The organism is Dawidia cretensis (assembly GCF_018598175.1).
In the GTDB taxonomy this organism is placed as follows: Bacteria; Bacteroidota; Bacteroidia; order Cytophagales; family Cyclobacteriaceae; genus Ohtaekwangia; species Ohtaekwangia cretensis.
The window spans coordinates 106,117-120,174 of sequence record NZ_JAHESE010000005.1 but is presented as its reverse complement, the minus strand read 5'-3'; the positions used below and the strand labels follow the sequence as shown (position 1 = coordinate 120,174).

The 14,058-nt window shown below is 52.6% G+C and carries 10 protein-coding genes; 3 read left to right on the top strand and 7 right to left on the bottom strand.

From position 1 onward, the window contains the following. Positions 1-4 precede the first annotated feature (4 nt). The 4 genes from porV to KK062_RS07905 form a co-directional block, all read right to left on the bottom strand. Positions 5-1,198 carry a type IX secretion system outer membrane channel protein PorV gene (porV, locus tag KK062_RS07920; protein WP_254083734.1) on the bottom strand — a complete coding sequence of 398 codons (1,194 nt, stop codon included), beginning with the start codon at positions 1,196-1,198 and terminating at the stop codon, positions 5-7. A 29-nt stretch (positions 1,199-1,227) separates the two neighbouring features. Next, positions 1,228-4,527 carry a type IX secretion system sortase PorU gene (porU, locus tag KK062_RS07915; protein WP_254083733.1) on the bottom strand — a complete coding sequence of 1,100 codons (3,300 nt, stop codon included), beginning with the start codon at positions 4,525-4,527 and terminating at the stop codon, positions 1,228-1,230. 104 nt (positions 4,528-4,631) lie between these two features. After that, entirely contained in the window at positions 4,632-5,312 is a 681-nt protein-coding gene (gene pssA / locus KK062_RS07910; protein WP_254083732.1) for a CDP-diacylglycerol--serine O-phosphatidyltransferase, read from the bottom strand. A 6-nt stretch (positions 5,313-5,318) separates the two neighbouring features. Then, complete coding sequence (locus KK062_RS07905; RefSeq protein ID WP_254083731.1) at positions 5,319-5,975, bottom strand: MBL fold metallo-hydrolase; 657 nt, start codon at positions 5,973-5,975, stop codon at positions 5,319-5,321. A 72-nt stretch (positions 5,976-6,047) separates the two neighbouring features. Between KK062_RS07905 and KK062_RS07900 the strand changes: the two genes are divergently transcribed. The 3 genes from KK062_RS07900 (at position 6,048) to KK062_RS07890 (ending at position 11,485) form a co-directional block, all read left to right on the top strand. Beyond that, positions 6,048-7,097, top strand: coding sequence for an NAD(P)/FAD-dependent oxidoreductase (locus tag KK062_RS07900; protein ID WP_254083730.1), 1,050 nt, complete (start codon positions 6,048-6,050; stop codon positions 7,095-7,097). 16 nt (positions 7,098-7,113) lie between these two features. Further along, positions 7,114-10,530 (top strand): translocation protein TolB, encoded by a 3,417-nt coding sequence (locus KK062_RS07895; RefSeq protein WP_254083729.1) that lies wholly within the window; start codon positions 7,114-7,116, stop codon positions 10,528-10,530. Between the two features lie 76 nt (positions 10,531-10,606). Next, complete coding sequence (locus KK062_RS07890; protein WP_254083728.1) at positions 10,607-11,485, top strand: YicC/YloC family endoribonuclease; 879 nt, start codon at positions 10,607-10,609, stop codon at positions 11,483-11,485. A gap of 12 nt (positions 11,486-11,497) precedes the next feature. On the opposite strand, the gene lptC is transcribed toward KK062_RS07890, so the two are convergent. From lptC to KK062_RS07875, 3 genes are all read right to left on the bottom strand, one after another. Further along, positions 11,498-12,025, bottom strand: coding sequence for an LPS export ABC transporter periplasmic protein LptC (gene lptC, locus KK062_RS07885; protein ID WP_254083727.1), 528 nt, complete (start codon positions 12,023-12,025; stop codon positions 11,498-11,500). Between the two features lie 63 nt (positions 12,026-12,088). After that, a complete protein-coding gene (gene bamG / locus KK062_RS07880) occupies positions 12,089-13,348 on the bottom strand; it encodes a BamG family beta-barrel-assembly machinery protein (protein ID WP_254083726.1) in 1,260 nt (419 codons plus the stop codon). After that, positions 13,335-14,051 (bottom strand): type III pantothenate kinase, encoded by a 717-nt coding sequence (locus tag KK062_RS07875; protein WP_254083725.1) that lies wholly within the window; start codon positions 14,049-14,051, stop codon positions 13,335-13,337. Before KK062_RS07875 ends, bamG begins: the two co-directional genes overlap by 14 nt. Positions 14,052-14,058 lie beyond the last annotated feature (7 nt).

Below are 14,058 nucleotides of genomic sequence, written 5' to 3'. Positions count from 1 at the left end.
GGGATTAGTCAGTAACTGATTCTTCTTTTTCTATCTGGCTCGGCGCTACCGTGAAGTGCAGCGTAAAGCGCAACGTTTCGGCCAGGGGGTGTTCGCGCTTGTTGGTGGGCACAAGGTAGGCAATATCGAACCCAAAGCGGTCTTTGCGGAAGCCGGCGCCGAGGGTCATGTATTTACGATTGCCTTTGGTCTTGGATTCGCTGAAATAGCCCACGCGTGCAGCAAAGAGATCGTTGTACCAATATTCAATGCCCAGCGAGGTCATGACCTCCTTGATCTCTTCTTTGAAACCATCCGGTGCATCCGAGAACGAGCCGAACATGCCGCTCAACAGTGAACGGTTCGGGTCTTTGCCGGCATAGATGTTCCCGGCGGAATCATACACAGGCGGTGTCGGCACCAACAGCTTGTTGAAGTCGAGTATGAAGGTGATGGTGTTGTATGGATCGAGCTCCATTTTGTAGGCCGTACCCACGCGCAGGTTGGTGGGCAGGAAGTCTTTGTTGTCACCACCGGTATAGGAGATCTTACCACCAATGTTGGTGATGGTGGCGCCTAACGACAAGGTGGAATTTTTCACACCGGTCATTGGCTTTACGTAGTACACACCAAAGTCTACTGCGGCGCTTTTGCCCGGCTGCGCGTCGTTGCCTGAAAAGGCACCGGTAATGTTGGAATGGATGTACCGCGCGGTACCGCCGATGCTAAAGTTCTCGGACAGCATGCGTGAGTATGTTGCGTCGAGTGTAAACTCGCGCGGGTTGTAGACGCCGATCACGTCGGCGGGGTTTGGGCCCGTGGTGAAGGTGATGTCGCCGAGGTCAAAATATTTCATCGAGAAGGCGACGGTTTGTTCCCGGTTCAGTTTGTAGAAGCCCGACAGGTAGGCAATCTTCATGTCGTTTACGATTTTGCCCAGCCAGGGAGTATACGACAGCGTGCCGCCATATTGTTTATCGATAAAGGCCAGCTTGGCCGCGTTCCAATACGCAGAGTTTGCATCCGGCGAGGTTGCCACACCAGCATCGCCCAATGCAGCATGCCGGGCGTCGGGAGAGATAGCCAAAAACGGAACCGCCGTGGTAATGGCATTGTTCTGACCGATCAGTTCACCGGGGTTAGACACAGAGCCTTGGGCGAAAATTTGACTGGCAAACGTGGTCGACAGAACGACAGTGAAAAGTACTCTAAGCTTCATCCGAGTTAGTTTCAAGGGTATAAAGATAATTATTTAACGGTAATAAGCTTTGTAACACGCTCATTTTTAGAACCATTGGTTAATGAACGAACCGCAACGCGCGCCAGGTATAAGCCCCCGGAAACATTTTTATCCAGGTCCACCGCAGTGGTCAGGCGTGGCAATTCCACCCGATACGAGCTTTCAAAAGCAGTGAAGGCAGCGCGTTTCAGCTCCAACCCCGTAACGTCATACACCACCAGCTCACCTTCCAGGTCGTCGCCCACGCGGTTGTGGGTAAAGAAAAGTGTTGTACCGTCACGAAAAGGATTGGGGTAATTGCTGAAGGTTTCGATAACCAGGGCTTCACCATCTGTTACCACAAAATTAATCTGCGCTTGTGCGGGGTTGTTATAGGTATCCCACGCTTTCAGTGTCAGGGTATGACGGCCGGGCGTCAGGTTGTGCAGGGGGAAGCTCAGCCAGCCGCGCGTAAAATCGTCTATATCGGCCTCATAATAGTCGCTGACGTTGTATACTGTACCGTCATCCAATACGGCCACCAGGTTATTGCCAATACCATAGTTGGAAATGTTTATGCCACTGGCATCTTCCAGCCGCGCAACAAGTGTCGTCGATGGATTGACAATACCTCCCGGGACAAAGGTCGTGTCGCCCATGTAAAGTGCGATCTGCGGGGATGTATTGTCGGGCGCAACATGCGGTTCGCTGCCGCCAACCTGAAAGTCATTTGTCGACCCCGCGGCGTCCAGCGTATGCTCCGGATCAGACGCATACAGGCTCAGCTTACCGGGCCCTATTTCATACCGCAGGTTCTTGGGCAAAATAAAGGAGAACGTAAAGATGCCGTGGTCCACCTTCGCTTTGCCGCGGAACAACGCGTTGTCCCGTTGCGAAAAGGAAAAGGGTGGGTTGTTTTTTCCGACGGTTACGTAGGCTGTCGGTTTATCAAAAAGCGTTGCTTCCAGTACACCGTTAAAGTTGTCGAGCCGATTGCCGCCGGCGTCGCGTACCTCGCCCGTTACTTCTACGGTCGACAGGGCTTTGAGCGTGTCCGAGCCCGTGGATGTCTGTAAAGTCGTGACGACGGCTTCCTGGTAGGGCATGGCCAGTGTCAACGATGGATCGCCCAGCAAGGAAAAGTTACGATTGCCAATTGCGCTGCCGCTATTGTTTTTTGTATCACGATACACTTCTCCGAGTGGCTTATAATAATTGTTTTGTTTTTCAAACAGCGCTTCGTAGAACGCCCGGTTCAAATCGAAGTTCGTCGCCGAGTACACCGGCCGGGCAGTCGTCACCAGACCGATGGAGCCGCCCTGCGGATGCAGCAGCGTTTGCTCGGCACTCGACACCACGGCGGGGTCATCGTTCCGTCCAAACTCGCAGGTTGCAGTAACGACAAACGGATATAATTTATTCTGTAGGTCGTTGATCTCGGTTTCGGTAAAGACACGCTCGTCCGCCCACACCTGTTCGGAGCCGTGGCCGGTATAATTGATGATCAATGTACCGCGATCGAAGGTGCGAACGATATCTTCATTTACTTCGGGGATCACCTCGCCATTGGGCCGAACGGTCTTCTGATAGGCACCCATAAAGATCTTGCGTGTATCGAATTCAGGATGCAGGCTTTCGATGGACTCGGCCATGGTGTTTGCCTGAAACTGGTGGTCGCGCGTAAACCTGTCGTCGTTGTTACCATCGTCGGCTACAAACATGATCTGCTTGCGCCAGCGGCCGTATGATTTTTTATTGGTATCGTAGTAGATGATCTTGTCCACTACGGTGTTCGCCTCTGCTACTGTTTTTACGGGTAGGCGCCCCACGCCAATATCCAGTGTATGGGGCTGTACTACTTCTTCGCTCCACTCTCCTTCGTTCGATTCTAAAAAACCATAGTAGTCGTCGGACGAATAGGTCGCCAGCGGCTCCAGCGAGTTACGCGACTCATAGGCAGGCACAAAGTTCGTATTGTTCAACATCCGATCTTTATAGTCGTACGATGCTCTACCCACAAGTAAAAGCGACCGCAAGGTTCCGGGACTTTTGTCATAAATATACTTGACAAAATCCCGTATTGCCGTGACGTCCTGGCGGCCGGAAGAGAATTCGTTATAAATTTCCTGTGGCGTGACGATTTGAACCGTCCAGTGGCTGTGTGATTCGCGGTGCGCGGCGAGGCGTTGCGCGGCACCTGAAAAATCAGGGTATGCCACGATGATCAAGTTGGGTGTAGCCATGCCGTGCAAGTCCTGGTTGTTTACGCTCCCTATAAATTCCGGTGCCGGTGCGGTGGGGCGGAAAACGATAAATTCTTTTAACGAAGTCGTCGTGGTAGAAAACGAGGCTGCCGTAGTTTGCAAGGCCGGTGTCGACGGATCGGTAATATCCCAGACGGTCGTTTGGGTTCCCGCGCCTTCGATCGTAAAGGTGGAGACTGGTTGCGCTAGACTTGTGGTGGAGCGGAAGATTACCTGCTCTTTGTACATCGCCAGCGTGCGTTGCACATTCAACAAAAAGAAATCCAGATAACCTGTACCCGAGCCTGTTTTGACATATTGAAATTTTACATCGTGTGTGGCCCGGCCGCTGACGGGCACGGTTCCTACGGTCTGCAAGGTATCGCGGTTGTGTATGCCTTTCATGGCATATTGCGAGTCGGGCAGCCCTGCGATGACCTGCTCTCCCAGCAGCGCATTATTGATGTATACCTTAAACGATGTATTGCTGGTGGACCGGGCCATAACATCCGACACGAGCTGAATGGGCGCGCCCTCGATAACGCCCGGCATCTCTATGGTAATGACTTGCTCGCTGGCGGTATAAAATGTTTCACCAAACCATTCACGCCCCGACTCCAGCTCGTTGTGTTGGTCCACTTCGTGGTAGGCATAGTCGTCGAACCGGTTTACAACCGGATAGCTACCGCTTAAATTCTCAGCCGCCGCCAGGCGTTTGCCGGGCGTATCGCCGACGGTAATGAAGTAATAATTACGATTGCTATACAGGTTGCTTTCGTACCGCGCGATGCGCCGGGGTGCATCGAAGCGTTCCAGCGCGGGGCCTTCGGCATAAAAAAGAATGTAGTCGCCGGCGTTAAACACACCGTCGTCTTCGCCCTGTATAAAGATGGCACTCTCCGTCAAATCGTCGGGGCGCGCGGCGGCGTTGGGTTGCGGCAGCATACCGCCGGCGTTGCCATACACGCGGATGTTGCGGGGATCGACCGACCCGGCGAAGCCCATCTTCCGAAGCTGGTCGTACGAAATGCGGTAAACACCCCGGGCGGGAATGCCCATTTTATACCAGCTGCCAGCGTGTAGCACAGAGGATTGCGCCCTTAGCAATAAGGGTCCGAGGGCCAGAAGGCCCGCCAGCAAATACCTTATAAAAACGTTTGCGCGCAAGGCTATAGGAATAGGATCGTGAACTACCTGGACAGTGCTTTAGCCCCTAACGACATGCCGATGTACAAAAGTATAACCAGGGGCAAAGCAGACACCTGAAAAAGTATCAATAATAATCCCGTCAGCAACAAAAAGGTAAACCGCAGCTTATTGGTATCGTCGTGCCAGGAGAAGTTCTTAAACTTCAACGCAAAGATCTCGATGCGCGAGACCAGCAGCAGCGAAAAAACCATGGTGATGGTGACCAGTAGCCAATCCTGGTAGAGCCACGCGCCGATGTGGGCGGGTAGCAGGGGCAGCGACGTGATAAAAATCGTATTGGCCGGGGTGTTTAATCCTTTAAAGGAATCGGATTGTGTTGTATCGATGTTGAAGATTGCCAACCGCAGCGCGGAAAAGGCGGCAATGGTGAACGCAATGTAGGGCAGTGCCTCGCTGGACGAATGCGCGCCGATGAGCTTGTACATGACCATCGCGGGCAGCACGCCAAAGCTGACCACGTCGGCCAGGGAATCGAGCTCACGCCCGATGGGCGACGAGACGTTTAGCCATCGCGCTACAAAACCGTCGAAAAAATCGAAGACGCAGGAGGCCCACACAAAATAGGCGGCAGGCACAGGGCGGCCTTCCAGCAGGAAAACAATTCCCAGGCAGCCTGAAATAAGATTACAGCAGGTGAGAAAATTCGGCAGGTGTCGGATCATAAAAAATTAAGGTCGCGGGGATGATACGCCAACAAATGGATTCGTGCGTTTTTCATACCCAATGGTTGTTTCAGGACCATGGCCCGGATAGACGGTTACATCGTCAGCCAAGGTAAAAAGTTTTTCGTGGATGCTGTGGATGAGCGTGTCGAAATTTCCCCCCGGCAGGTCGGTTCGGCCGATGCTGTTGTAAAACAGCACGTCGCCGCCGATCAACACTTTTTGCTCGGCATGGTAAAATGCAACGTGGCCGGGCGAATGGCCGGGCACAAAAAGCACCTGCAGCTGCTGGTTGCCAAAGGTCAGCGTTTCACCCTCTTCCAGAAAGGCATCGGCTTCGGTTTCGGCGTATTGGAAGATGCCATAGTGGGGTGCATAGACCTTGACTGCCTGGAGCACGGCGACTTCCGTCGGGTGTATGTACAGCTTGGTTTTGTATGTGTCTTTCACAAAAGCATTGCCCAACACGTGGTCTACGTGGCAATGTGTGTTGAGCAGCATTTTTACCGTCAGCCCCTGGGTTTCGATAAGATCCGCCAGCTCATACCGCTCTTCCGCGTCATAACAACCCGGGTCGATGATGACACATTCTTTTGTTTCGTCGGCGAGTACATAGGTATTCTCCTGTAAGGGATTAAAAACAAAAGAGTGAATTTGAAGCATGGGCAAAAATAACTGGGAATTCCTCAGAAGGCCAGAGAATTATTTCCAATTTTAGCCCTCGATTTTTGTACCGTGCAGGCAGTGGATTATATCGTCGTGGGCCAGGGGTTGGCCGGTTCGGCCGTGGCAGTGCAACTGCTGCAGCGTAAAAAGCGCATCGTCGTGATCGATCAACCCACCGGCAATAGCTCGTCGCGCATCGCCGCGGGGTTGTTTAATCCCATTACCGGCAAGAAGATGACAAAAACGTGGCTTGCCGACACACTCTTTCCCTACCTGCACGAATTTTACCGGGCCGTAGAGGTACGCACCGCGCGGAGATTTTTCTTTCCCATGCCGCTCTATCGTCCCTTCCTTTCGATTGAAGAGCAAAACGATTGGATGGCGCGGAGTGCCGAGCCGGGGTATGCCCCCTACATCGACACCGTCCACCGGCGCCCCGCGATACCCGGCATTCACGATCCCTGGGGCGGGCTGCTGCTTCGCCAATGTGGATACCTCGATACAACCGGGTATATCGAGGCTGTACGCGGCTGGATTACCGAGGAGGGAACTTTGCTGCAAACGTCATTTGACCCTGCCGGCCTGCACATGACACCGCATGGTGTACAATACGGGACGTACACGGCGGCGCAGATTATTTTCTGTCAGGGCGTGGCGCCCGCCAAAGGCTTTGAATGGCTGCCGGTAAAGCCGCTGAAGGGTGAAACGATCCGCATCAAAACAGACTTCCAACACAATGCCATCATCAACCGCGGCGTTTACCTGGTGCCTGGCGTGGGGCCCGGCGAGCGGCGCGTGGGCGCCACGTATGAATTTCACGATAGCACCCCAACCATTACACAGGCTGCTAAAGAAACACTCGATCAAAAACTGAAAGAACTGGTGGATTTCCCGTACGAAATTACCGGTCAGGAGTGGGGCTTTCGTCCCACCGTGCCCGACCGGCGTCCCCTGGTGGGCGTCCATCCGGAACACCCGTCAGTAGCGGTTTTTACGGGGCTGGGCACGAAGGGCGTAAGCCTGTCGCCGTACTTTTCCGAGGTTTTGATCCGCCGGTTGGAAAATCAGGTGCCATTAAACAAAGAGATAGATATTGAACGTTATAAATCATTATATTGAGTTCCCCTAAATGACTATGATGCTGCGCAGAGGTTTACTAGCTGTTTTCTTGATTGTGATCTCCGTTACCGGGTTTGCCCAGCAGGCCAGAGAGGTCTTTGGCAAGAACCGTATCCAATACCGCCAGTTCGACTGGCAATATCTGAGCGGCGAAAATTTTGATATTTACTATTACGACGCCCGCAAGGGTGTAGCGCAGCAAGCGCTGGAATACCTCGAAGGAGAGTTCGATCGCATCACCGACATGATCGACTACCCGCCGTACTTCAAAACCAAAGTATTTGTCTACAATTCCCTGGCCGACCTGCGGCAAAGCAACATGGGCCTGAACCGGAACGTGTACAAGGTTGGCGGCGAAACAGAATTCATCAAACCCTATATCGAAGTAGCACACCTGGGCACGGCCCAGGAATTCAAGGAAGAATTATTAGTCCGCATCTCCGACCTGATGGTGAACGAGATGATGTTCGGCGGAAACCTCAAAGACATTTTCCAAAGCTCGATTCTCATGAACCTGCCCGACTGGTTTACGAACGGTGCTTCCCTGTATGTTGCCAAAGGCTGGACGTCTGAAATGGATGACTATATCCGCACACTGGTGCGTTCACGCAAAGCAAAACGCGCGACGAAGCTCGGGGGCAAGGAAGGTGCGTTGGTAGGCCAGTCGATCTGGAACTTCATTACCGAGAAATACGGCAAGAGCAGCATGGCCAACATCCTCAACTATACGCGCGTGACGCGCAACGAGGAGAAGAGTATTCAAATCACGCTCGGCATCAGCTTCCGGCAGATGCTGACGGAATGGCAGCGTTATTATACCGAAATGGAATCGACCACGGCTAAAGCCTACGTCGCCCCTGCCGACTCGCTGCAATTCAGCCGCCGCCATAACCGCACGACCGAGTTTACTCAGGTGAAACTAAGCCCCGACGGGCGCTACATCGCGTATGCCGAAAACGACCGGGGCCGGTATATTGTAAAAGTACAGTCGCTGTCAAGCGGTAGAGAAAAGACCATTATTTCCGGTGGCAGCAAGGTGATCAACCAACGTGTGGACTACCGTCAGCCGATCATTGCCTGGTCGGACGCCAGCACGCTGGGGGTCATCGGCGTAACACGCGGCGAGTATGTATTCTGGCTTTACGACCTGAGCACAAAAACCAAGCAGCCCCGTGCCCTCGAGAAATTCAGCAACATCCGAAGCCTTCACTTCTCCGACAACGGCCGCCTCATCATCCTCAGCGCGGACTTCGAAGGCAAGAGCGACCTGTTTTTGTTAAGCACCCGCCGCGACCGTGTGCGCCGCCTGACCAACGACCTTTACGACGACCTCGATCCGACATTTATTCCCGGCACAAACCGGATTGTGTTTTCTTCCAACCGTACGACCGACTCGCTTAAGGCCAACGCTAAACCGGAGTTTGAGAAGCTCAACAACAACTATAATCTTTTCATCTACGATCTCGATAGCACTTCGTCCACGTTGAAGCGCGTCACGAATACGCTGAGCAAAGACATCATGCCCCTGGCGGCAGACCAGAGCAATGTATATTACCTCAGCGACCAACGCGGCATTGTCAACCTGTTTAAATACAACCAGGCCACCGGCATCTATTCGCAGGTCACCAATTTTGATACAAGCATCAAAGACTACGATCTGAACCTCACCACCGGCACGATGGCAATGGTGATGACGGAGAGACAGCGGCAGCATATTTTTGTAGACCGGAGCTTTGACGTAAACCGCCAGGTATTTACACCGGCCACCCGCCGCAAGGAGCTTCAGCAGGCCCGTGTCATTCGCGAAAAGCGCAAGCAGGAAAGCAATAAAAACATGAGCATCAAGGACCTGCTCAACGCACGTCTGAAAGAGGCCAATAAGGAAAAAGATACTGTTGCCGTACCGCCCACCGACACTGCGAAGGTGCAGCTACCGGCGGACACGGTGAAGGTACCGGCCGATACGGTAACCCGTACAGCCCCCGAGCTCAAACCGGGTGAGGTCAACACCGACGATTATACTTTCGATGGCCAGCCGATAAACAGCACCGTAAAAACACCACCACCGGCACCCGAAAAGAAACCCGATGTCGTGAATACCGACAACTACGTGTTTGAGGACGACGCCGTGAAACAAACCCAACCGGCGGAGTCGTTCATGAATCGGTATATGAAAGCGCGCGACCGACGACGCGTCACGGGCCCATACCCCTACGAGTCGAAGTTCAGCGCCGACAACCTGGTGACTTCCCTGGTCGTGGATCAGCTGCGGAGCGTAGGGCTGCTGATCGAGACACAGATGAACGACATGTTGGAGAATTACCGGTTCTACGGCGGCATCATGGCCCCGATCGACCTGCGCGGCGGCGATGTCTATGCCGAGTTCCAATACCTGCCTGCCAAGATCGACTTCAGCGCGCGCTTTGACCGCAAAGCCATTCGTTGGGAGACTGTCACGAACGACGATATCAACAACAGCACGGATTATAAATATACCTTAAACCGCCTGGAGCTGGGTGCCTCGCTGCCCATTACAGACCGCCTGCGGATAACGGTAAAACCGTTTGGCGCGGTAACCCGTACTGCTGATTTGGGATTCGCCGACTATCCTTCCTCCGAGCCCGTCGTCGAGCCGATAAACAACTATTACGCCGGCGTGCGGTCGGAGCTTGTATACGACAACTCTGTTTCTACCGGTCTCAATCTCATTGAAGGCTCGCGCGGTAAGGTCAGCTTCCAGCACTATCAAGGCATCAGCAACAAGGCGCTGAGCTTTAGCCAGATTTCGATCGACCTACGTCACTATCAGCCCATCTACAAGGAAATAGTCCTGGCCCTGCGTGGCTTTGGCGGCTCGTTCTTTGGCAGCTCACCGAAGCTATACATGCTGGGCGGTATGGATAACTGGCTCTTTAACGACTCACGTTATACCGGCCGGACCAGCAAGGGCCAACCCAACCCACTTTCCTCGGTTGACCTGAACCGGGATGGCGTTGCCGATCCAAACCCAGACCTGCTCTTTCTCGAGTATGCTACCAGCTTGCGTGGTTTTGATTATGGCACACTCTTCGGCAACAGCGTACTGCTGTTCAACGCCGAGCTGCGCGTACCGCTTATCCGCGCATTGGTAAATGGACCGATCTCGTCGAACTTCCTGCGCCACATGCAGCTGACGGCCTTCTACGACATGGGTACGAGCTGGTCGGGCAAGCCGCCGTTCTCGTCTAACAATAGCGTAAGCTATACCATTGTACAGGGCGGTCCCTTTGAAGCCGAGATCAAGAATTACCTGAACCCCTGGCTGTATAGCTACGGTACCGGCCTGCGCACCATGTTCCTGGGATATTATGTGAAGTGCGACCTGGCCTGGCCGGTCGAAAATTACAAGGTACGCGACCCGCAATTTTACGTAACGCTCGGGTTCGACTTCTGACAGACAATTCTCTATCTTGCACAACATTTTGGTGCGGCATGACTCATCATGCCGCGCTTTTTAATTTTTGAGCTCTATGATAAAATCCATGACAGGCTTTGGCCAGTCGACATACGATGACGGCCAGCGGCAAATCAACGTGGAGATAAAAAGCCTTAACTCCAAGTTCCTGGATTTGAACCTCCGGCTACCCAAGCTTTTCTCCGAAAAGGAGATCGAGCTCAGGAACCTGGTGAGCGAAAAGCTCGAGCGTGGCAAAGTTTCTGTCGTCGTGGAGTATCAACGTTATGGCGACACCACGTTAAAACAGTCCTATAACGAAGCGCTGTTTGTTGCGTATTATGGCGAGCTCAAAAAACTGGCCGACCGTGTTGTGGCACCCTACGACAATCTGTTTCAACTGGCCCTCTCCTCACCCGACGTTATTCAAAGCAGCCAGAAGGAAGAAGGTAACGACGATGAGTGGAATATCATTCGCAAGCTCCTGAATGAGTCCATCCAGAAGTGCGATCAGTTCCGGAAGGCGGAAGGCGACGTGCTCGGCAAGATGTTGAAGGATTGCTGCGCCCTGATCGGCGAAGAGCTGAAGAATGTAGAAGCACTCGACCCCAAGCGCGTACAGCGCATCCGTGAGAAGCTCAAAGGAAATGTCGACGCCTTTTTTGGTGAAGAAGGATATGATACCAACCGGCTCGAACAAGAAATTATCTTTTACGTCGAGAAGCTGGATATCAACGAAGAAAAAGTCCGTCTCAAGACACACCTGAACTATTTCATTCAAATACTGCAAGAAGGTCAGTCCAACGGCAAGAAGCTGGGCTTTATTTCGCAGGAGATTGGCCGCGAGATCAACACCATCGGCTCTAAAGCCAACGATGCGGAGATTCAAAAGCACGTGGTGGTGATGAAGGAAGAGCTGGAGAAGATCAAGGAGCAGCTAAACAACGTGCTTTGATCCGGAGGAGGATTATTCCTCTCCCTGGTACCCCACGTCGCCGTAAGGATGCGTAATGACATAGTCCGAAAGGTCTTGTTTGGCATCCAGCCCCGTTCCATAGATCACATCGTCCTGCATTTTGATCGTGACAAATTGCTCGGTGTAGATTTTCTGATCGGTCTGTTTCCAGAAGAGCTCTTCGGTATTCAGCTGTTCTTTCTTGGCAATATTTTTAACTTCTACTTTGCCGCGCCCGCGCCATAGATTCTGTTCTTTAAAAAAGTAGGCGTTGTTGGCCTTTAGCGTTGACTCCAGGGCTCCTTCTTCGGTATAAAATTCCAGGTAAACGCCTTTCGGAAATTCGCGATCACCACTCAAAAACTCGTATACCAGTGCGGCCTGCATTTTTACTTTGACGTGATCATTCTCGGTATAAAACATTTCCATGTTCTCTACCTCGCGCAGCGGCCCTTTGTATTCCACAGGCTCTTTGGCCTCCGGCTGGTCGCAGGCGATCAGTGAAACAGCTACAAACACTATGGACAGGTATCGCATCATATAAAATCAAAAGGCCATAACATTACGGCCTTTCGTTATTTTGTTCTATTTGAAGAAAGGCTCTTAGTCAAACTTACGCTTGATGAACCAGGTATCATTAAAAGTTATGCCAAAATAGATCTTGACGTAGCTTTCTTCCAGGATATTTTGCGCTCGATCGCCGCGGCGTCCTATTTTACAGGCCAGGTTTACGTTAGAGCGGCCGGCCGGTAAAGACATGCCGATGCTGGCACCATAGTCTTTTACACTTTTGCCATTGGCCAGAAACGGGTATTGTTCCAAACTCACCCCACCGCGGTAGGTGATCCGCTTCAGGTAGCTACCCAACGCCACCGGGTCGGGTGTGATTTCGCCGCCTAACGCTACGCGCCAGGATTCTTCCAGGCCTTCGTCGTCTTCGTTTATGCTTTTGAAATTCGACCAGTCCTGGTATGAGAATTCGGTCGACACGGCCCACTTCAATCCACGGCTCAACGAGAGACCTACCGTAAGCCCGGCGGGTATTTCAATGTCACCCCGGCTTCTTCCCAGCTGATAGTTTTCCAGTGTATCGCCGGCAGCGGTCGTGCGGAAGAATCGATCGTTGCGTTTAGCCCCCAGCGTGGTACCAAAGTTATATACGGCACCGGCGCTGACGCGATAGTTTTTTCCCCACAGCGAATCGCGGCTGAAAGAATAGCCCACGCCAAAGTTAAAATCAGACACACTGGTCTTTTCCTGAATGGTCACGACATACGGCGAGCCGCTCAGCTGGTTGGAGTATACATTGTCAATGGGACCGAAAATATAGGAGGCGCGCAGGCCTACGCTCATCTCTTTACTGATCCGCACGCCGTTTGACCAGGACAATTGTGTCAGACCGCCGCTGGCGGATTCGTAGAAATAGGCCGGGCGATCGTTGTCTGTGCTAAACGTCGTATCTGACTGCAAAGAAAAGTCAACATTGGTATAGGGCATCAATCCAAGGGACGTGGTCCACTTATTGGTCTTGATCGGGAAGGCCGTCACCAGGTAGCTCATGTTGCCACCGGAGGTTTTTTCGCTCAGCTCATCGCTTTTGATTTTGCGTTGCTCGTACACCATACCCGCCTCAAACGAGGTGAGGGAGTTGAACACCAGCAGGGCGGGGTTTTGGTTATTGATATACCAGAATTGCGGTTGGGCGACGCCGGTACCGGCTACACCCTGGTTGTGGATGAGCGAATTGCCGTAGGGTTCTCCGATGCCAAAGGTGGTAAAAGGTGAGCTTGCTGCCTGACCCCACACATCTGCGGACGCTACCACAATAATACCCAGAAAGAGAAGCTTTTTAAAGACTGACATTATAGATCAAAATGCTGTTTAATCCGCTGAGAACCAGTTCAGGGCTCGCAAATATGGACGCTTTAAGTTTGTTTTCAAAAAATAGGGCATCGCCCCCGCACAAAATCACCTGCAAACCCTCAAATTTCTCCTGGTAGCGGCGAATTATGCCATCCACTTCTTCCAGAAGACCGTAGATCACACCGCTTTGCATGCAGGTTTCGGTGCTGTTGCCGATCAAATCGACCGTATCCGTTGCTTGCACTAACGGCAAACGGGCGGTAAACGTGTGCATCGCCTCAAACCGCATGTTCAAACCCGGCGAAATTCCGCCGCCGTGGTACGTTCCCGTGCGGTCCAGAAAATCATACGTAATGCACGTGCCTGCGTCAATGACCAGGCAGGGACTGCCTGGAAACCGCTGCTGCGCGCCGCAAACCCCTGCCAGTCTGTCCACTCCCAGCGTATGCGGTGTGGCATACAAGTTCCGGATGGGCAGTGGTAACGAATGACGCAGCACAAATTTCTTTTGGGCCGTCGTCCAGCTTGCTACGCGGACGGCATCGGCATTTACCGAGCTTATGATGAAATGAACCGCCGGAAAGTTCTGTAGAAATTGCTGCAAAGCATCCTCTTCGCGAAATATGCGCTTCTCCTGCAGGACCGTCCCTTCAAATATCCCCACCTTGGCTGATGAGTTCCCGTAATCAACCACTATATTCATGCCGTTT